The sequence below is a fragment of the Staphylococcus sp. 11-B-312 genome (assembly GCF_016743055.1).
GTDB lineage: Bacteria > Bacillota > Bacilli > Staphylococcales > Staphylococcaceae > Staphylococcus > Staphylococcus ureilyticus.
Genome location: NZ_CP068241.1, coordinates 2,397,125 through 2,418,820, shown reverse-complemented (window position 1 = coordinate 2,418,820; position 21,696 = coordinate 2,397,125). Strand labels below are relative to the sequence as shown.

The window sequence follows — 21,696 nt, the reverse complement described above, 5'->3', positions numbered from 1 at the left end:
AATAGAATGTAAAAAATTATGTTCAATAAGTGTGTACTTTTACGTATAAATTAACAAAGTATATAAGGTGAAATAGAAAATGGTGTCATGAGTTATGCTACCGTTTTCTTTTTGTCTAATTATATTTGCTGATTTAGTAAAAGTAAACACGCAATTTTTGAGGGGTGAATCTGTTTGGCAGGTCAATTTGTCCAATATGGAAGACATCGTAAACGTAGAAACTATGCGAGAATTTCAGAGGTATTAGAATTACCGAATTTAATTGAGATTCAAACTAAGTCTTACGAGTGGTTCTTAGAAGAAGGTTTATATGAAATGTTTAGAGACATTTCACCGATTGAAGATTTCACAGGAAATCTGTCTTTAGAGTTTGTTGATTACAGACTTGGAGAATCAAAATATGATTTAGAAGAATCGAAAAACCGTGATACGACGTATTCTGCACCTCTACGTGTAAAAGTACGTCTAATCATTAAAGAAACAGGCGAAGTGAAAGAGCAAGAAGTATTTATGGGTGATTTCCCATTAATGACAGATACAGGTACATTTGTGATTAATGGTGCTGAGCGTGTAATCGTATCGCAATTAGTTCGTTCACCATCCGTTTACTTTAATGAAAAATTAGATAAAAATGGTCGCACAAACTATGATGCAACAATTATTCCTAACCGTGGCGCATGGTTAGAGTATGAAACTGATGCCAAAGATGTAGTTTATGTACGTATTGATAGAACAAGAAAATTACCACTAACAGTATTATTGAGAGCTTTAGGTTTCTCAACAGATCAAGAAATCATTGATCTTTTAGGAGACAATGAGTACTTACGTAATACATTAGAAAAAGATGGTACTGAAAATACTGATCAAGCACTATTAGAAATTTATGAGCGTTTACGCCCAGGTGAACCTCCGACAGTAGAAAATGCGAAAAGCTTACTATACTCACGTTTCTTCGATCCGAAACGTTATGATTTAGCAAGCGTGGGTCGTTATAAAGCGAATAAAAAACTTCATTTAAAACACCGCTTATTCAATCAAAAATTAGCAGAACCAATTGTTAATGCTGAAACAGGTGAAATTGTAGCTGAAGAAGGTACTGTCCTAGATCGTCGTAATTTAGATGAAATCATGGATGTATTAGAATCTAATGCGAACAGTGAAGTTTTTGAACTTGAAGGTACTGTGATTGATGAACCAGTAGAAATTCAATCTATTAAAGTATATGTTCCTAATGATGAAGAAGGCCGCACAACAACAGTTATTGGTAATGCATTCCCAGATTCAGAAGTGAAATGTATTACACCAGCTGACATCATCGCATCAATGTCATATTTCTTTAATTTATTAAGTGGTATTGGATTCACAGATGATATTGACCATTTAGGTAATCGTCGTCTACGTTCAGTAGGGGAGTTACTACAAAACCAATTCCGTATTGGTTTATCAAGAATGGAACGTGTGGTACGTGAAAGAATGTCTATTCAAGACACAGATTCAATTACGCCACAACAATTAATTAATATCCGTCCAGTTATTGCGTCAATTAAAGAATTCTTTGGTAGTTCTCAATTGTCACAATTCATGGACCAAGCCAATCCATTAGCAGAATTGACACATAAACGTCGTCTATCAGCATTAGGACCTGGTGGTTTAACACGTGAACGTGCTCAAATGGAAGTGCGTGACGTTCACTACTCTCACTATGGCCGTATGTGTCCAATCGAAACACCAGAGGGACCAAACATTGGTTTGATCAACTCATTATCAAGTTATGCACGTGTAAATGAATTTGGTTTCATTGAAACACCATATCGTAAAGTAGATCTTGAGACGAATAGTATCACAGATCAAATCGATTATTTAACAGCTGATGAAGAAGATAGCTATGTAGTAGCACAAGCGAATTCTAAACTAGATGAAAATGGTCGTTTCTTAGACGATGAAGTTGTTTGTCGTTTCCGTGGTAACAACACAGTTATGGCCAAAGAAAAAATGGATTACATGGATGTATCTCCTAAACAAGTTGTTTCTGCAGCAACAGCATGTATTCCATTCTTAGAAAACGATGACTCTAACCGTGCATTAATGGGTGCAAACATGCAACGTCAAGCAGTACCATTGATGAATCCAGAATCACCTTTCGTAGGTACTGGTATGGAACACGTAGCAGCTCGTGACTCTGGTGCTGCAATTGTCGCTAAACATAAAGGCCGTGTTGAACACGTTGAATCTAATGAAATTCTTGTACGTCAACTTATCGAAGAAGATGGACAAGAATACGAAGGCGAAATCGATCGCTATCCGTTAGCTAAGTTCAAACGCTCAAACACAGGTACTTGTTATAACCAAAGACCAATCGTTGCTACAGGTGATGTCGTAACGAAAGGTGAAATTTTAGCCGATGGTCCTTCAATGGAACTTGGTGAAATGGCGTTAGGTAGAAACGTAGTTGTCGGATTCATGACATGGGACGGTTACAACTATGAAGATGCTGTAATTATGAGCGAACGCCTAGTGAAAGATGACGTATATACTTCTATCCATATTGAAGAATATGAATCAGAAGCACGTGATACAAAACTAGGACCTGAAGAAATTACACGTGATATTCCTAACGTTTCAGATAGTGCGCTTAAAAACTTAGATGACCGTGGTATTGTATACGTAGGTGCTGAAGTTAATGACGGAGACATTTTAGTAGGTAAAGTAACGCCTAAAGGTGTAACAGAATTAACAGCAGAAGAACGCTTATTACATGCGATATTCGGTGAAAAAGCACGTGAAGTACGTGATACATCATTACGTGTACCTCATGGTGCAGGCGGTATTGTTCTAGACGTTAAAGTCTTCAACCGTGAAGAAGGAGATGACACATTATCTCCAGGTGTAAACCAATTAGTACGTGTTTATATCGTTCAAAAACGTAAAATACATGTTGGTGACAAAATGTGTGGTCGTCACGGTAACAAAGGTGTTATCTCTAAGTTAGTTCCTGAAGAAGATATGCCTTACTTACCAGACGGTACACCAATCGACATCATGTTGAACCCACTAGGTGTTCCATCACGTATGAATATCGGACAAGTATTAGAGTTACATTTAGGTATGGCTGCTAAAAACTTAGGTATTCATGTTGCTTCACCAGTATTTGATGGTGCGAGTGATGAAGATGTATGGTCAACGATTGAAGAAGCTGGTATGGCACGTGACGGTAAGACAGTATTATACGATGGACGTACGGGTGAACCATTCGATAACAGAATCTCAGTCGGCGTTATGTATATGTTGAAACTTGCACACATGGTTGACGATAAATTACACGCACGTTCAACTGGACCATACTCACTTGTTACGCAACAACCATTAGGTGGTAAAGCACAATTCGGTGGACAACGTTTCGGTGAGATGGAAGTATGGGCACTTGAAGCTTACGGTGCTGCATACACACTTCAAGAAATCTTAACTTATAAATCTGATGATACAGTAGGTCGTGTAAAAACTTATGAATCTATTGTTAAAGGTGAAAACATTACTAAACCTGGTGTTCCTGAATCATTCAGAGTATTGATGAAAGAACTTCAAAGTTTAGGATTAGATGTTAAGATTATGGATGAGCATGACAATGAAATCGACATGCAAGATAACGAAGATGAAGATGCAGTAGAACGTAAAGTGGACCTTCAACAAAAAGAAGCGCCACAATCACAAAAAGAAATTACTGACTAATACAGATCGCATTTAAGTTTATAAAAAGATATACCATTTTGGGGTAAAGTCATCGTACTTGCCTCATTATGGCCTTATCTATTATTGATAAAGAGCAATCAATCAATTTGCACAGCTAATCTAAATTGAAGGAGGTAGGCTCCTTGATTGATGTAAATAATTTCCATTATATGAAAATAGGACTTGCTTCACCTGAAAAAATCCGTTCATGGTCTTTTGGTGAGGTTAAAAAGCCAGAAACAATTAACTATCGTACTTTAAAACCAGAAAAAGATGGTCTATTCTGTGAGAGAATTTTCGGACCTACAAAAGACTGGGAATGTAGTTGTGGTAAATACAAACGTGTACGCTATAAAGGTATGGTTTGTGATAGATGTGGAGTAGAAGTAACTAAATCTAAAGTGCGCCGTGAAAGAATGGGACACATTGAATTAGCTGCGCCAGTTTCACATATTTGGTACTTCAAAGGTATTCCAAGCCGCATGGGACTATTATTAGATATGTCACCAAGAGCATTAGAAGAAGTCATTTATTTTGCTTCTTATGTTGTTGTAAATCCTGGCCCAACTGGATTAGAGAAAAAGACATTACTATCTGAAGCAGAATTCAGAGAGTACTATGATAAATTCCCTGGTCAATTTACAGCTAAAATGGGTGCTGAAGGTATCAAAGAATTATTAGATGAAATTGATTTGGATACAGAATTAAAAGAATTGCGTGATGAGTTAGAGTCTGCAACAGGACAAAGACTTACACGTGCGATTAAACGATTAGAAGTAGTTGAATCATTCAGACATTCTGGTAATAATCCAGCTTGGATGGTATTGGATGTACTTCCAATAATTCCACCAGAAATCAGACCAATGGTTCAATTAGACGGTGGACGTTTTGCAACAAGTGATTTAAATGATTTATATCGCCGTGTCATCAACCGTAACAACCGTTTAAAACGTTTATTAGATTTAGGTGCTCCTGGCATCATCGTACAAAACGAAAAACGTATGTTACAAGAAGCAGTTGATGCACTTATCGATAATGGTCGCCGTGGTCGTCCAGTAACTGGACCAGGTAACCGTCCATTAAAATCATTGTCACATATGCTTAAAGGTAAACAAGGTCGTTTCCGTCAAAACTTATTAGGTAAACGTGTTGACTATTCAGGCCGTTCCGTTATCGCTGTTGGACCAAGCTTGAAGATGTATCAATGTGGCTTACCTAAAGAAATGGCTTTAGAGTTGTTTAAACCTTTCATCATGAAAGAATTAGTTCAACGTGAAATTGCGACAAACATTAAAAATGCGAAAAGCAAGATTGAACGTATGGATGATGAAGTATGGGATGTACTAGAAGACGTCATTAAAGAACATCCAGTTCTTTTAAACCGTGCACCAACGCTGCATAGATTAGGTATCCAAGCATTTGAACCTACACTTGTAGAAGGTCGTGCGATTCGTCTACATCCACTTGCAACTACAGCTTATAACGCTGACTTTGATGGTGACCAAATGGCTGTTCACGTACCATTATCTAAAGAAGCACAAGCAGAAGCACGTATGCTTATGCTTGCAGCACAAAACATCTTAAACCCTAAAGATGGTAAACCTGTTGTTACACCATCACAAGATATGGTATTAGGTAACTATTACCTTACTTTAGAACGTAAAGATGCAGTAAATACTGGTACAATTTATAATGATACAAACGAAGTGTTGAAAGCTTATGCGAATGGTTATGTACATTTACACACACGTATAGGTGTGCATGCAAGTTCATTTAATAACCCAACATTTACAGAAGCGCAAAATCATAAAATTTTAACAACATCTGTTGGTAAAGTAATCTTTAATGAAATCATTCCTGATTCATTTGCATATATTAACGAACCAACAAAATATAACCTTGAAAACAGTACGCCAGACAAATACTTTGTTTCTGCGACAGAATTAGGTGAGGGTGGATTAAAAGCATATTTTGATGAACAACCACTCATCGAACCATTCAACAAGAATTTCTTAGGAAATATCATTGCAGAAGTCTTTAATCGATTCAGCATCACAGATACATCTATGATGTTAGATAGAATGAAAGACTTAGGATTCAAATTCTCTTCTAAAGCTGGTATCACTGTCGGTGTATCTGACATTGTGGTTTTACCAGATAAGCAACAAATTTTAGATGAACATGAAAAACTAGTTGAAAAAGTACAAAAACAATTCAACCGTGGTTTAATTACTGAATTTGAACGTTACAATGCAGTTGTTGAAATTTGGACTGATGCCAAAGACCAAATTCAAAACGAATTAATGGGATCACTTGAAAAAACAAACCCAATCTTTATGATGAGTGACTCTGGTGCCCGTGGTAACGCATCTAACTTTACACAGTTAGCAGGTATGCGTGGACTTATGGCTGCACCATCCGGTAAGATTATTGAATTACCAATCACTTCATCATTCCGTGAAGGTTTAACAGTGTTAGAATACTTTATCTCTACACATGGTGCACGTAAAGGTCTTGCCGATACAGCACTTAAAACAGCGGACTCTGGTTATCTTACTCGTCGTCTTGTTGATGTGGCACAAGATGTTATCGTTCGTGAAGAAGACTGTGGTACGGACCGTGGTTTACTTGTATCTGATATTAAAGAAGGTACTGAAATGATTGAACCATTCAGCGAACGTATTGAAGGTCGTTATTCTAAAGAAACGATTCGCCATCCAGAAACAGATGAAGTCATCGTTCGTCCAGATGAGTTAGTAACAGCAGAAATTGCTAAGAAAATCACAGACGCTGGTATAGAAGAAATGTATATCCGTTCAGCATTCACATGTAATACACGTCATGGTGTATGTGAAAAATGTTATGGTAAAAACCTTGCTACTGGTGAAAAAGTTGAAGTTGGTGAAGCAGTTGGTACAATTGCTGCCCAATCCATCGGTGAACCAGGTACACAGCTTACAATGCGTACATTCCACACAGGTGGTGTAGCAGGTAGTGATATCACGCAAGGTCTTCCTCGTATCCAAGAGATTTTCGAGGCGCGTAACCCTAAAGGTCAAGCAGTCGTGACTGAAATTGAAGGTGTCGTAGATGACATTAGCGTTGCCAAAGATCGTCAACAAGAAATCGTCATCAAAGGCGCAAATGAAACGAAATCTTACCTAGCTTCAGGTACTTCAAGATTAAAAGTTGAAGTTGGCCAAAGTGTTGAACGTGGTGAAGCACTCACAGAAGGTTCAATTGAACCTAAGAACTTCTTATCTATATCTGGCTTGAATGCAACAGAAAGTTATTTATTAAAAGAAGTTCAAAAAGTTTACCGTATGCAAGGTGTTGAAATTGATGATAAACACGTTGAAGTTATGGTAAGACAAATGTTACGTAAAGTACGTATCATTGAAGCTGGAGATACGAAATTACTTCCAGGTGCACTTGTAGATATTCATAACTTTACAGATGCGAACCGCGAAGCATTCAAAGAACGTAAACGTCCAGCAACATCTAAACCTGTATTATTAGGTATAACAAAAGCTTCTCTTGAAACTGAAAGCTTCTTATCAGCAGCTTCATTCCAAGAAACAACACGTGTACTTACAGATGCTGCTATCAAAGGTAAACGTGATAACTTACTTGGACTTAAAGAGAACGTTATTATTGGTAAGCTCATCCCAGCTGGTACAGGTATGAGACGTTACAGTGATGTACAGTATGATAAAGCGACACCAGAAGAAGTTGTTGAAGAGATTCAACCAACTGAAATCTAGTATTGCTTTTAAAATATGAAATGGTTTAGCATTCATTTGAGCTTGTATAAACATATAGACATGTGTTGAAGTTGTAGGATTGCAACACGTGTCTATGTCTTAAGTGACTGACCATTTTACTTTGGGCGAAATAAAAGATGAGATGGTAACATTTGATCTTTATTTCGCTCTTTTATTTTTTTATATATTTTCTGCAAAAAATGCTAATTAAAGTTGACTACGCAGTAATTTTGATGTTATTATTATTAAGGTTGATGCAAGCAGAACTTTGGAGGATATTTAGATGTCTAATGAAAAAGTTGCACGCTTTAACAAACAACACTATGTTATTGGTCTTAAACAGACGCTAAAAGCTTTGAATAAAGATCAAGTGACATCATTGATTATCGCTGAAGACGTTGAAGTTCATCTAATGACTCGCGTGTTAAGTCAAATCAATCAAAAAAACATATCTATCTCATTTTTCGAGAGCAAACGAGCTTTAGGAAAGTATGTAGGTATAAACGTTAATGCGACTGTTGTTGCATTATTGAAATGAGATTAGTAAGATTTTTCTTACTAAATTTTATTTACCTTTAAAATGAACCACCTGGATGTGTGGGATTATAAAAGAAGAGAGGAGGACATATTTCATGCCAACTATTAACCAATTAGTACGTAAACCAAGACAAAGCAAATCAAAAAACTATGATTCACCAGCATTGAACAGAAACTACAACAGTAAAAAGAAAAAGTACACTAGCTTAAACTCACCGCAAAAACGTGGTGTTTGTACACGTGTAGGTACTATGACACCTAAAAAACCTAACTCTGCGTTACGTAAATATGCTCGTGTGCGTTTGTCTAACAACATCGAAATTAACGCGTATATCCCTGGTATCGGACACAACTTACAAGAACACAGTGTTGTACTTGTACGTGGTGGACGTGTAAAAGACTTACCTGGTGTACGTTACCACATCGTACGTGGTGCACTTGATACTTCAGGTGTTGACGGTCGTAGACAAGGTCGTTCATTATACGGAACTAAAAAACCTAAAAAATAAGTTTAAGATTGCGTAAATTTTCGTTATAAAGAATGAAAATATATTATAATTAGGAAGGGAGGATTTATATTATGCCTCGTAAAGGATCAGTACCAAAAAGAGACGTATTACCAGATCCAATTCATAACTCAAAATTAGTTACTAAATTAATTAACAAAATTATGTTAGATGGTAAACGTGGAACAGCTCAAAAAATTCTTTATTCTGCATTTGAATTAGTTCAAGAACGCAGTGGTCGTGAAGCTATCGAAGTTTTCGAAGAAGCTATCGACAACATTATGCCAGTATTAGAAGTTAAAGCACGTCGTGTAGGTGGCTCTAACTATCAAGTACCTGTAGAAGTTCGTCCAGAACGTCGTACTACTTTAGGCCTTCGTTGGTTAGTTAACTATTCACGTCTTCGTGGTGAAAAAACGATGGAAGAACGTTTAGCTAACGAAATTTTAGACGCTGCAAACAACACTGGTGGTGCAGTTAAGAAACGTGAAGACGTTCATAAAATGGCTGAAGCTAACAAAGCCTTCGCTCACTATCGTTGGTAGGATAGTAGGTTTTCCCTGAGCATGTTCCACATTGATAGTTTACTATCTAGGTGCATGCTTAGGGCATCGCCATATTTATAGTATTTATTCGCAGTTATACTGGAAGGAGAAAAATACATGGCTAGAGATTTTAGTTTAGAAAGAACTCGTAATATCGGTATCATGGCTCACATCGATGCTGGTAAAACAACTACGACTGAACGTATTCTTTACTATACTGGACGTATCCATAAAATTGGTGAAACTCATGAAGGAGCTTCACAAATGGACTGGATGGAACAGGAGCAAGACCGCGGTATTACAATCACATCAGCTGCAACAACAGCTTCATGGGATGATCACCGTGTAAACATCATCGATACACCTGGACACGTAGACTTCACTGTTGAAGTTGAACGTTCATTACGTGTACTTGATGGTGCGGTTACAGTACTTGATGCGCAATCAGGTGTTGAACCTCAAACTGAAACAGTTTGGCGTCAAGCAACAACTTACGGCGTTCCTCGTATTGTATTCGTAAACAAAATGGATAAACTAGGTGCGAACTTTGAATATGCTGTAAGCACAATTCATGATCGCCTACAAGCGAATGCACAACCAATCCAATTACCAATTGGTGCGGAAGATGAATTTGAAGCAATCATCGACTTAGTTGAAATGAAATGTTTCAAATACAACAATGACTTAGGAACTGAAATTGAAGAAATTGAAATTCCTGAAGATCAAAAAGAAAGAGCTGAAGAAGCTCGTGCAACACTTATTGAAGCAGTAGCTGAAACAAGTGATGAATTAATGGAAAAATATCTTGGTGACGAAGAAATTACTGTAGCTGAATTAAAAGACGCTATTCGTCAAGCAACTAATAATATTGAATTCTACCCAGTTCTTGTTGGTACTGCCTTCAAAAACAAAGGTGTTCAATTAATGCTTAACGCAGTAATTGACTATTTACCTTCACCATTAGATGTTAAACCAATTATCGGTCACCGTGCTGATGATCCAGAAGAAGAAGTTATCGCAAAAGCGGATGACAATGCTGAGTTCGCTGCACTAGCGTTCAAAGTAATGACTGACCCTTATGTTGGTAAGTTAACATTCTTCCGTGTGTACTCAGGTACATTAACTTCTGGTTCTTATGTTAAAAACTCTACGAAGAATAAACGTGAACGTGTAGGTCGTTTACTACAAATGCACGCTAACTCTCGTCAAGAGCTTAACACAGTTTACTCAGGAGATATCGCTGCTGCGGTAGGTCTAAAAGAAACTGGTACTGGTGATACTTTATGTGGTGAGAAAAATGACATTATCTTGGAATCAATGGACTTCCCAGAACCTGTTATTCACTTATCAGTTGAACCAAAATCTAAAGCTGACCAAGACAAAATGACTACAGCTTTAGTTAAATTACAAGAAGAAGACCCAACATTCCATGCACACACTGACGAAGAAACTGGACAAGTTATCATCGGTGGTATGGGTGAGCTTCACTTAGACATCTTAGTTGACCGTATGAAAAAAGAATTTAACGTTGAATGTAATGTTGGTGCGCCAATGGTTTCATACCGTGAAACATTTAAGCAATCAGCACAAGTTCAAGGTAAATTCGCGCGTCAATCTGGTGGTCGTGGACAATACGGTGACGTTAAAATTGAATTTGAACCGAACGAAACAGGCGGCGGTTTCGAATTCGAAAACGCTATCGTTGGTGGTGTAGTTCCTCGTGAATACATTCCATCAGTTGAAGCAGGACTTAAAGATGCTATGGAAAACGGTGTATTAGCTGGTTATCCATTAATTGATGTTAAAGCAAAATTATTTGATGGTTCATATCATGATGTCGATTCATCAGAAATGGCCTTCAAAATCGCTGCATCATTAGCGCTTAAAGAAGCAGCTAAAAAATGTGAACCAGTTATCTTAGAACCAATGATGAAAGTTACAATTGAAATGCCTGAAGAATACATGGGTGACATCATGGGTGATGTAACATCTCGTCGTGGACGTGTTGATGGTATGGAACCTCGTGGTAATGCACAAGTTGTAAATGCCTTTGTACCACTTTCAGAAATGTTCGGTTATGCAACTTCATTACGTTCTAATACACAAGGTCGTGGAACATACACAATGTACTTCGATCACTATGCAGAAGTTCCAAAATCAATTTCTGAAGATATAATTAAGAAAAACAGTGGTAATAAAACAGCTGAATAATTAGACTTGTATTGTGCAGTGACAGTCTGTACAATACATGTAAAGCATAATTATATGGCTTACAGTTTTATTAATTGATTTTTTAGGGAAAATGCATTATAAAGGTACTGTATGGTCCTTTTAAACTAAATTAATCATCTTCTCATGATGGTGAGAAACTGTCATGAGAGATAAATTTAACAATTATTTTTCTAACGAATAGGAGAGATTTTATAATGGCTAAAGAAAAATTCGATCGCTCAAAAGAACATGCCAATATTGGTACAATCGGACACGTTGACCATGGTAAAACTACTTTAACAGCTGCTATCGCAACTGTTTTAGCAAAAAATGGTGACACTGTTGCACAATCATACGACATGATTGACAACGCTCCAGAAGAAAAAGAACGTGGTATTACAATTAATACTGCACACATCGAGTATACTACTGACAAACGTCACTATGCTCACGTTGACTGCCCAGGACACGCTGACTATGTTAAAAACATGATCACTGGTGCTGCACAAATGGACGGAGCTATCTTAGTAGTATCTGCTGCAGATGGTCCAATGCCACAAACTCGTGAACACATCCTTTTATCACGTAACGTTGGTGTTCCAGCATTAGTTGTATTCTTAAACAAAGTTGACATGGTTGACGATGAAGAATTATTAGAATTAGTAGAAATGGAAGTTCGTGACTTATTAAGCGAATATGACTTCCCAGGTGACGATGTACCTGTAATCTCTGGTTCAGCATTAAAAGCACTTGAAGGCGACGCTGACTATGAGCAAAAAATCTTAGACTTAATGCAAGCTGTTGACGAATTCATTCCAACACCAGAACGTGATTCTGACAAACCATTCATGATGCCAGTTGAGGACGTATTCTCAATCACTGGTCGTGGTACTGTTGCTACAGGCCGTGTTGAACGTGGTCAAATCAAAGTCGGTGAAGAAGTTGAAATCATCGGTATGCAAGAAGAATCAAGCAAAACAACTGTTACTGGTGTAGAAATGTTCCGTAAATTATTAGACTATGCTGAAGCTGGTGACAACATTGGTGCGTTATTACGTGGTGTTGCACGTGAAGACATCCAACGTGGTCAAGTTTTAGCTGCTCCTGGTTCAATTACACCACATACAAAGTTTAAAGCGGAAGTTTACGTTTTATCTAAAGATGAAGGTGGACGTCATACTCCATTCTTCAGTAACTACCGCCCACAATTCTATTTCCGTACTACTGACGTAACAGGCGTTGTTACTTTACCAGAAGGTACTGAAATGGTTATGCCTGGCGACAATGTTGAAATGGAAGTTGAACTAATTTCTCCAATCGCTATCGAAGACGGTACACGTTTCTCTATCCGTGAAGGTGGACGTACTGTTGGATCAGGCGTTGTAACTGAAATCTACAAATAAGATATCTTATCTTTAATATAGATTTGAAGAGTCTCCATGTTGGAGGCTCTTTTTTATTTTTGATGTAATATTTATTTTTCAACTGAATAATATTATGATTAAGGTTGAAATTTAAAGTGTAAGATATTTGGAAATAAAAAGACCCTAGGCTATTCAGGCCTAGGGCTTAATTACATTTTCCAACTCTAATATTTTTAAAAACTGGCTGGCACTATATTTTAATGCCTTTTCATCTAGATTGAAATATGGGCTATGGTGTGGATGTGTGGTATCTTTTTCAGGGTTACCACAACCTGTTAAAAAGAATGCACCTGGACGTACTTTTTGATAATGTGAAAAGTCCTCGCCAATCATCATTAATTCAGATTCGTTAAATCTTAAATTCATCTCATTTGAAGCTTGTTTAACGATGTCAAAGCATTTAGGATTATTGTGGACAGGCAAATAACCTTTAATATAATCAAAATCATAAGTAATATCATTCGCAACAGCCAACCCTTGCAATAGCTTATCCATCTTGTGCATCACATGTGCTTGTACTTCTGTATCAAAAGTACGCACCGTTCCTTTACAAAATGCAGTATCTGGAATGACATTATCTGCCGAACCAGATTGTACCATACCGAAGCTAATAACAGCTTGTTTTACTGGATCAATCGTTCTAGAAACAATTTTTTGCGCACTAATGATAAATTCAGCCATAATGACAACAGGATCGATGGTTTCGTGTGGCTTCGCACCGTGTCCACCTTGACCATGAATCGTTACGTTGAATTCATCTGGAGAGGCCATCATCGCACCAGGACGAGAATAAATTGTGCCGGTAGGATAGCCACTCCACAGATGGTTTCCATATATTCTATCTACGTTTTGTAAGCAGCCATCATCAATCATTTCTTGTGAGCCACCTGGCATAATTTCTTCACCATATTGGAAAATTAGCACGACATCACCATTTAATTTGCTTTTATGTGCGTCGATGATTTCAGCAACGGCTAGTAGTATTGCAGTATGACCATCGTGCCCACATGCATGCATTGCACCAGGATTTTTAGACTTGTAATCTACTTCAGTGAGTTCATTGATAGGTAAAGCATCAAAATCAGCACGTAATGCAATCGTTGGACCGTCTCCTTGTGCACTAAATGTTGCGACAATACCATTTCTTCCAACGGGCGACCGTACCTCGCATGATAGTTGGCTGAGTTGATTTAGGATGTAGTCACGTGTATGATACTCCTCAAATGATAATTCAGGATATTGATGCAAATAGCGACGTATTTGTATCATTCTGTTTTCCTTTTCTCTTGCTAGTTGAAACCAATCAAACAACTTCAACCCTTCTTCCTTAAAATGATTATTCTATTATATCATTTTAAATGACTTTACTGTAGAGACAATTATTGTGACTTTAATTAGATTGTAGAAAACGCTTTAATAAATCGTGTGATTCTACTTTCCTGATACAAGAAAATGGGTTATGATAGGATTAAATAGTAGATAACTCAAAGGGGGATTTCCAGTGGTACAGTCACTACATGGCTTTTTAGATGAAAATATTCAATATTTAAAAGATAATGGACTTTATAATGAAATTGATACAATTGAAGGTGCAAATGGACCAGAGATTAAAATAAACGGGAAAAACTATGTTAATTTGTCTTCAAATAACTATTTAGGACTTGCAACAGATGAAGATTTAAAACAAGCTGCCAAAGATGCCATAGACACTCATGGCGTAGGTGCAGGTGCAGTAAGATCTATTAACGGTACATTAGACCTTCATGACGAATTGGAAGAAACACTTGCGAAGTTTAAAGGTACAGAGGCAGCGATTGCATACCAATCAGGTTTTAATTGTAACATGGCAGCCATTTCAGCTGTGATGAATAAAAATGATGCTATCCTATCAGATGAATTAAACCACGCATCAATTATTGATGGATGTCGTTTATCTAAAGCGAAAATTATACGCGTCAACCATTCAGATATGGACGATTTACGCGCTAAAGCGAAAGAAGCTGTTGAATCTGGACAATACAATAAAGTAATGTATATTACTGACGGTGTATTTAGTATGGATGGCGATGTTGCTAAATTACCAGAAATCGTAGAAATTGCAGAAGAATTCGGTTTAATCACATATGTTGATGACGCACATGGCTCTGGTGTCATGGGCAATGGTGCAGGTACAGTGAAACATTTTGGCCTTCAAGATAAAATTGACTTCCAAATTGGTACATTATCTAAAGCGATTGGTGTTGTCGGTGGTTATGTAGCTGGTACACAATCATTGATCGATTGGTTGAAAGCACAATCAAGACCATTCTTATTCTCAACATCATTAGCGCCCGGTGATACAAAAGCCATCACTGAAGCTGTTAAGAAATTAATGGCATCAACAGAATTACACGATAAACTTTGGGAAAATGGTAATTACTTAAAAGACGGATTGAAAAAATTAGGTTTTGACATTGGTAATTCTGAATCACCAATTACACCAGTAATCATAGGTGACGAAAAAGAAACACAAGCATTTAGTAGCCGCTTAAAAGATGAAGGTATCTATGTGAAATCCATCGTCTTTCCAACAGTGCCTAAAGGTACGGGCCGTGTTCGTAATATGCCTACAGCTGCACATACAAAAGAAATGCTTGATCAAGCATTAGCGGCATATGAAAAAGTAGGTAAAGAACTAGGTACAATTTAACGCTAACTCCAATTTATAAAACGAATGAATATAAAAAATAAATGAAGCAACAAAATGCTAGACTGCTTATATCCTATTTGTATGGATATAAAGGGTCTAGCTTTTTTGATTTTAATCACTTTGATAGGGTATAAGTTTAACACTTATGAAAGTATATACATAAATCACAATTTATCTAGAGGATAGGGCGATACAATGACAAAACTAATATTATTAAGAGGTAACTCTGGTAGTGGCAAAACGACTATTGCCCGTAACTTACAAAGCATGTTGGGTAATGGTGTCATGCGCGTGGGTCAAGATGAAATAAGACGCCATATGTTAAACGTCTCAGATAGACCAGGCAATTTATCAATTGAGCTAATAAAATACATTACACTATTTGGCATAGCACATTGTAAATATGTTATTGTAGAGGGTATTTTCAATAAAGAAAAATATGGTAATATGTTACAGAGCATTATTTCAAGTACGCATATTAAAAGCTATATTTATTATTTCGACTTACCTTATGCAGAAACCGTGAGAAGACATCACTCAAAAGCATATACCGATTTTAGTGTACAAAAACTTGCAAGTTGGTTTGTTGAAAAAGATACATTAAATGTAAAAATGAGAAATTGAGTACTGAAATGATGACACAAAATGATATACTCACGATGATCATGAATGATCTTCATGACGAGTGAAATCGTCCTTAGAAGCAGTTCATATTTTTAATAAATTAAAAGGTTGATTTTATGCCAAATGATGTTATAGTTTTGGTTGCTGACGCCTTATGTTAAGGGGTTTTTCAATGAAAAATAATTTAGGGTTGCATTTCACTACACAACGGCTTATCATTAGACCGTTAGAAGAAAATGATTATGAGTCATGGTTGTCAGGATTTGTAAATCGTTATCCTGCGCAATACAAGCATGATAAAGGCCAAGTAGACATGTCAGATGCCACGGAACCATGGTTTGCGGCAATGGTTTTAAAGCATCAACAAGCGATTAAAGATGATGATTTGTATATATTTGGCATCTTTGATAAAACGGGACGTCATCTTGGTATGCTTAACATTAAAAATTTAAGCCGCGATCAATTTCAATGGGCAGAAATCGGTTATTTTATCCATAATCAATACTGGCATCAAGGGTATGCTTATGAAGCTTTATCAGAACTTGTGAAACAAACGAAAGAGACTTTAAAGTTTCATAGAATAGAAGCACACATCAATTTGGATAATCAACCTTCTATTCAGTTAATTGAAAAATTAGGCTTTGCATTTGAATGTATTCGAAAAGGATTTATTTTCGAACATGGACAATGGACTGACAACTACGTGTATTATCTCAATACACATGACGAACCAATGGGATAGCAACTAAAAGGAAGGAGTGTCAACATGGTTGAATTTAGAGAGTTAACAATGGCTGACGAAACATTATATTGTGATTATATGAAAGAATGGATAGATCACGATGAAAAGGTAGTGCCTGAGATTACGAATATTACCAAATACAATAATTTTGAAGAAATTGTACATGAATTAGCAGATAACAAATCTAATGATGAGACAGTAGATAATACGACATTGTTTTTAATTGATGATGATAAGATTATTGGCGCTGCCAATATTCGCCATCATTTGAATGAAAAATTAAAAATTATTGGCGGCCATGTTGGCTACGGTGTTCGTAAGAGCTACCGAGGCAAGGGCTTTGGGAATAAAATTTTGAAAAAGTCATTAGACTACTTATCACGTATTGGCGTACAAGAAGCGCTGATTACTTGTGAAAAAGATAATGAAGCCTCTGCAGCTGTCATCTTACACAATGGTGGGGAAGAAATAGAATCTTCAACTTTAGATGATGGCACAGTCGTTCGTCGTTTCCAGATAGAAATCGCATAAAATAGCATAATTATTAAAAGTTGCCATGTAAGAAAATGGCAACTTTTTTTATGTTTAAAATATTTAAAAATTGAAAATTTAATTCAAAAATGTAATATAACATAGATATAAATAAAATAATAATGTATAATTAGCAGAGTTTAGTTTATTTCGAAAATAACTTTTATTGAATTTAGGGAATTTTTAAAAGTAAAAAGATTAGGGAACGAAAGGTGAGAAAATGAATATTAATATATTGGGATACAATATCTTTGCCAAAGAAGGCACATCAAGAAGTAACATAAATTTAATAAAATCATTTTTGAAGAATGGTAATAATGTTAATTACTTTAATATATTAGATTTTGAAAGTGACGATATAACGCGCTTAATTATACATGAAGGTATAAATAATAATAATGTTCAGTTTTATAAATTTGATGATTTTATTAAAATCGCAGCAGGAGATTTACTAATTATCACAAGAGAAGAACTATTTATTTATGCTAAAGAGGTTAAACAAAAAAACAAAAAGATTAAAATAATTGGTGAAATTCATGGCCCATTAGAATATATAGATGACTCACTGGATTTAGGTTTAGAATACATTGATAGTATAAGAGTAAGTACAGATACTATAAAAGAAAAATTTATAGAGAAATACAAATATAACTCAGTGTTTTCCCAGTATGTAAATGCTGAACATATTGATCTCAAGAGAAAGCCTATAAATACGAAAAGAAATCTTTTAATAAAAGCAAGGTTCGAAGATAATATTAAAGATATTTCCTACGTAATAAAATTAATAAACTATATAGTAAAAACACAGATAGAAATGATATTCAACTATATATTATAGGTTATGGTCCATCAGAATTATTGTATAAAAATTTAGTGAAATATTATAATTTACAAAATAATGTTCATATTAATGAAAAAGAACCGCTTAATTATATATATATTTCATCTTCACCATATGAAACGTTAGGTTATTCAATATTAGAAACATTAGCTAGAGGGAATAGAGCACTTATTTATCCTGGTGACGATAATGTTTTAGAAGAGGTCTATTCACAGTATAATGGTATTAAATTCCTAGAAAAAATATTAGAAAAGATAGTGTATTAATCACTTCTATATTAGATAGTAAATATACAAAAACAGATCGTGAAGAAGATGTTAATAAATTAAATGACACATTTTTAAATTCAAATTATAGTAATGAATATGTTAATAATCTAAAAAATATAATTAACAATAGTAATATGTCAAAAGAATTTTTCTTTAAAAATAAATATGGGAAAAAATTTGTACTTAAATCAAGAGAAAAGAATGAATTAAAAAACTTGAATAAGAAAAAAGAACAATTTAAAAAATGAAATCTTTACCGATTTTAAATAAAATTTTTTCCAATAAGTTTTTAAATAATAAGTTAAAAGAGCATTATAAACAAAAAGAAACAAACTTGTATAAGCAAAAGCTAAATGAAATCATTCCACAAGAAAATAAAGTATTCATTGAATCTTTCCATGGGAATAATTTCAGTGGTGATCCAAAGTATATAGCATTAGGCATTAAAAATTTCTTTGAAGATAAAGAAATTTTTGTAAGTTCAATTAATTCACTTGTAGATATAGAAATTAGAAACCATGGGTTTAAGCCTGTTAGATTTGGAAGTAAAGATTATATTGAAAAATTTAGAATGTCTAAATATATATTTATAAATGGTAATTCTTGGGATAAAGTATATAAACATAAAGATCAAGTGTTTATTCAAACATGGCATGGTTTTCCTCTAAAAAAAATGGTTAGTGATTTGAGCGATGAAAAAGAAAAAAATTATCAATTATCACAATTTAAACCAAGAATGTATAAATGGGATTATCTAATTACATCTTCAAATGTAAATAGTATGCTGTTAAGTTCTGCATTTCAATTACACGATAATAAAGAATTGAAAATATTGGAATATGGAGCTCCTAAAAATGAATATTTACTAAAGTTCCAAACTGATGAAGAATGGAGAAGGTTACAAAGAAAATACCTTTTCATGCAAAATACAAATAAAAAATATATATTATACTGTCCTACTTGGCGAAAACAAAAACGTAATCAAGTGACTAGTATTGATTTAAAGGAATTATTAGCCTATTTACCAAATGAATATGAGATTATAGTTAAGTTACATCCAAATGAAAGTTCATTAAGGCCTCAATATAATAACTTAGATCATAGAATTCATTGTTTTTATAATGAATTTGTAGATATACAAGAACTATACATTCTTTCAGATATTATGATTACTGATTATTCATCAACAATTTTTGATTTTGCACATTTAAATAAACCAATATTTTTAATGCAAGAAGACATGAAGGACTATAACAGTAGTGTTGGGTTTTATTTTAATATATTTGAATTAGGTAATTTCCCTATAGCATCATTAAATGAGTATAAATTAGCTTTACAAATAAAAAATATAAAACAAATAAACTATTCAGGATTAATCAGTAGATTAATGTGTCATGATAATGAAAATAGTACGAAAAAATATTGAATGAAATATTTTAAGTGGATAATACTTAAAAAATAAAGTTTGAAATTAAGGAGGATATATGATTAAAATTGCAACGATTGGTTCATGTGTTACAAGAGATAATTTTAACACTAAATTCAATCCAAATTATAAAGCCTATTTCCAGATTATTGGGCATCAAAACCAAACAACTATACCTAGTTTGATGTCCGAACCGAATAAATTGGAAGTAACGAAAGAATTTATAGATAAAACTTTATATGTGCAAGATATATTAAATAAAGAATTTAACAAAAATTTTTTAGAAAAGTTAAAAGTTGAAAAGCCAGATTATTTACTTATTGATCTAGATCCAGATGTGAAATTTGGAGTGTTAAAGCTAGAAGATGATCAATATATAACAAATAACCCGAATTATATAAACATTCCTCAATTAAAAAACTTAGAACCTGTTAATATAGCTGAAAATTTCAATGAATATTTTAGAATTTGGAAAAATTCTTTAGAAAAATTCTTTGATTTTATACAGACATATTTACCTGAGTGTAAAATAGTTTTAGTCAAAGCCAGGTTTACAGATTTGTTTAAAGATGGCAGTACTTTAACTGATTGGAGAATAGCTAAAAATATACCTCTACAAGAATTTAAAGAAATGAATAAAGTTTGGGATAAATTTGATAGTTATATTGTGAATAACTATTCGGTTTCTATTTTGGATATGACATCAACACAATATTATTTAGATGAAAATCATTTATGGGGAAAATATTATTTACATTTTAGAAAAGAGTTTTATAACGATTTTTTAAATAAATTATTGAACATCATTATAAAGGAGAAGGGGAGAGGTGTAGTTCTAAAAGATGAAGTCAAAACAGTACAAAGAATTTATGTAGATTATGATTTTGAAATTTTGGGTACAAAAGCTATTGAAGTTGTTCTAAATAGTGATAAAAACATTATAGAATTATCTAGGAATAACAAAAAAATATACAATTTATACAAAAGATTACTGAAAAATGATTATATATTATATTTCCACAAAGATGGTATTTCTAAATTATATAAAAGGAAATTCATTAAAGAACTATGGAAACGAAAGGATTTGTATCAAGAGAATAGTGTTTTTTACACTTTAGATGAACCTGATGAAAAAAATGAATGAAAAATTAGATTCTTTTACATTATTAATTATTTTTACATGTATGCCTCCTGGTGATGTTTATGATAGCTACTTAATGTCTGATAGAATGTTCCCTAAATTCTTTAATAATATTGAGAGAAGTTTAGTTAAAAATGTGTATACTATGCGGATAATGGATTTAAATTGTTCACACGGCTCACATTATATAAATACAATAAATAATCCGAATATGGAAGAAGACATTATTAAAGCGATTGAAAATGTTAAAAATAATCTTGATATTAAAAATATTGTTCTCTATGGTGCATCAAAAGGTGGAACTGGAGCTTTATATTATTCATCTATATTAGATTTGAAATGTCTGGCAGTTGATCCTATTTTAAGTCTTGGTGAATATAATATTAAAGATGAACATTTTTTAAAGGGGTTAAGAAAAGAAGATATAAGCGGAGACATTAATAATTATTTGTCTAAGAAAAGTAATAATGAAAAGTATATTATAGGATCTGAAAACGTCGCTTTTAATTATTCGATGATTTCAAAAATCAAAGGAGAAAAAGTTAAAGTAATTAATAAGATAGATAACCATATTGTTAATCATCCTGATGTTTCTAGAAATAGTGTTCCTGAACAGTTGATGTTACTAAATAAAATGTTATTAAATAAAAAATTCGATTAACTAAAAAGCAAGTTTCATATTTGAAACTTGCTTTTTAGTCAAGTCCAGACTCCTGTGTA

The 21,696-nt window shown here is 34.3% G+C and carries 17 protein-coding genes; 16 read left to right on the top strand and 1 reads right to left on the bottom strand.

Going from position 1 to position 21,696, the window contains the following annotated elements:
• Positions 1-174 precede the first annotated feature (174 nt).
• From rpoB to tuf, 7 genes are all read left to right on the top strand, one after another.
• Positions 175-3,726 (top strand): DNA-directed RNA polymerase subunit beta, encoded by a 3,552-nt coding sequence (rpoB, locus tag JG554_RS11650; protein WP_064209891.1) that lies wholly within the window; start codon positions 175-177, stop codon positions 3,724-3,726.
• A 170-nt stretch (positions 3,727-3,896) separates the two neighbouring features.
• Entirely contained in the window at positions 3,897-7,490 is a 3,594-nt protein-coding gene (rpoC, locus tag JG554_RS11645) for a DNA-directed RNA polymerase subunit beta' (protein WP_169926877.1), read from the top strand.
• Between the two features lie 283 nt (positions 7,491-7,773).
• Positions 7,774-8,028 (top strand): ribosomal L7Ae/L30e/S12e/Gadd45 family protein, encoded by a 255-nt coding sequence (locus tag JG554_RS11640; protein ID WP_046207679.1) that lies wholly within the window; start codon positions 7,774-7,776, stop codon positions 8,026-8,028.
• Positions 8,029-8,122: 94 nt separating this feature from the next.
• Entirely contained in the window at positions 8,123-8,536 is a 414-nt protein-coding gene (gene rpsL, locus JG554_RS11635) for a 30S ribosomal protein S12 (RefSeq protein WP_019468565.1), read from the top strand.
• 71 nt (positions 8,537-8,607) lie between these two features.
• Positions 8,608-9,078 carry a 30S ribosomal protein S7 gene (gene rpsG / locus JG554_RS11630; RefSeq protein ID WP_019468564.1) on the top strand — a complete coding sequence of 157 codons (471 nt, stop codon included), beginning with the start codon at positions 8,608-8,610 and terminating at the stop codon, positions 9,076-9,078.
• A 117-nt stretch (positions 9,079-9,195) separates the two neighbouring features.
• Entirely contained in the window at positions 9,196-11,289 is a 2,094-nt protein-coding gene (fusA, locus tag JG554_RS11625; RefSeq protein WP_046207678.1) for an elongation factor G, read from the top strand.
• Between the two features lie 215 nt (positions 11,290-11,504).
• A complete protein-coding gene (tuf, locus tag JG554_RS11620; protein ID WP_046207677.1) occupies positions 11,505-12,692 on the top strand; it encodes an elongation factor Tu in 1,188 nt (395 codons plus the stop codon).
• Positions 12,693-12,851: 159 nt separating this feature from the next.
• On the opposite strand, the gene JG554_RS11615 is transcribed toward tuf, so the two are convergent.
• On the bottom strand, positions 12,852-14,024 hold the full coding sequence (locus JG554_RS11615; RefSeq protein WP_046207676.1) for a M20 family metallopeptidase: 1,173 nt from the start codon (positions 14,022-14,024) through the stop codon (positions 12,852-12,854).
• 190 nt (positions 14,025-14,214) lie between these two features.
• Between JG554_RS11615 and JG554_RS11610 the strand changes: the two genes are divergently transcribed.
• The 9 genes from JG554_RS11610 to JG554_RS11580 all read left to right on the top strand — a co-directional run bounded on the left by JG554_RS11610 (position 14,215) and on the right by JG554_RS11580 (position 21,637).
• Positions 14,215-15,402 carry a glycine C-acetyltransferase gene (locus tag JG554_RS11610; RefSeq protein WP_046207675.1) on the top strand — a complete coding sequence of 396 codons (1,188 nt, stop codon included), beginning with the start codon at positions 14,215-14,217 and terminating at the stop codon, positions 15,400-15,402.
• A 195-nt stretch (positions 15,403-15,597) separates the two neighbouring features.
• A complete protein-coding gene (locus tag JG554_RS11605; RefSeq protein ID WP_238394770.1) occupies positions 15,598-16,026 on the top strand; it encodes an AAA family ATPase in 429 nt (142 codons plus the stop codon).
• Between the two features lie 172 nt (positions 16,027-16,198).
• Positions 16,199-16,768 carry a GNAT family N-acetyltransferase gene (locus JG554_RS11600; protein ID WP_070039463.1) on the top strand — a complete coding sequence of 190 codons (570 nt, stop codon included), beginning with the start codon at positions 16,199-16,201 and terminating at the stop codon, positions 16,766-16,768.
• A gap of 24 nt (positions 16,769-16,792) precedes the next feature.
• Complete coding sequence (locus JG554_RS11595; RefSeq protein ID WP_070039462.1) at positions 16,793-17,299, top strand: GNAT family N-acetyltransferase; 507 nt, start codon at positions 16,793-16,795, stop codon at positions 17,297-17,299.
• Between the two features lie 220 nt (positions 17,300-17,519).
• Positions 17,520-18,137, top strand: a complete 618-nt coding sequence (locus JG554_RS13255) for a hypothetical protein (RefSeq protein WP_238394769.1) — start codon at positions 17,520-17,522, stop codon at positions 18,135-18,137.
• A gap of 35 nt (positions 18,138-18,172) precedes the next feature.
• Positions 18,173-18,406: a hypothetical protein gene (locus JG554_RS13250; RefSeq protein ID WP_238394768.1), complete on the top strand. Its 234-nt coding sequence runs from the start codon at positions 18,173-18,175 to the stop codon at positions 18,404-18,406.
• A gap of 247 nt (positions 18,407-18,653) precedes the next feature.
• A complete protein-coding gene (locus tag JG554_RS13245; protein WP_238394767.1) occupies positions 18,654-19,835 on the top strand; it encodes a CDP-glycerol glycerophosphotransferase family protein in 1,182 nt (393 codons plus the stop codon).
• Positions 19,836-19,893: 58 nt separating this feature from the next.
• Entirely contained in the window at positions 19,894-20,979 is a 1,086-nt protein-coding gene (locus JG554_RS11585) for a DUF6270 domain-containing protein (RefSeq protein WP_203265310.1), read from the top strand.
• Complete coding sequence (locus JG554_RS11580) at positions 20,972-21,637, top strand: accessory Sec system protein Asp2 (RefSeq protein ID WP_238394766.1); 666 nt, start codon at positions 20,972-20,974, stop codon at positions 21,635-21,637. The genes JG554_RS11585 and JG554_RS11580 overlap by 8 nt, the downstream gene beginning before the upstream one ends.
• The last annotated feature ends 59 nt before the right edge of the window (positions 21,638-21,696 follow it).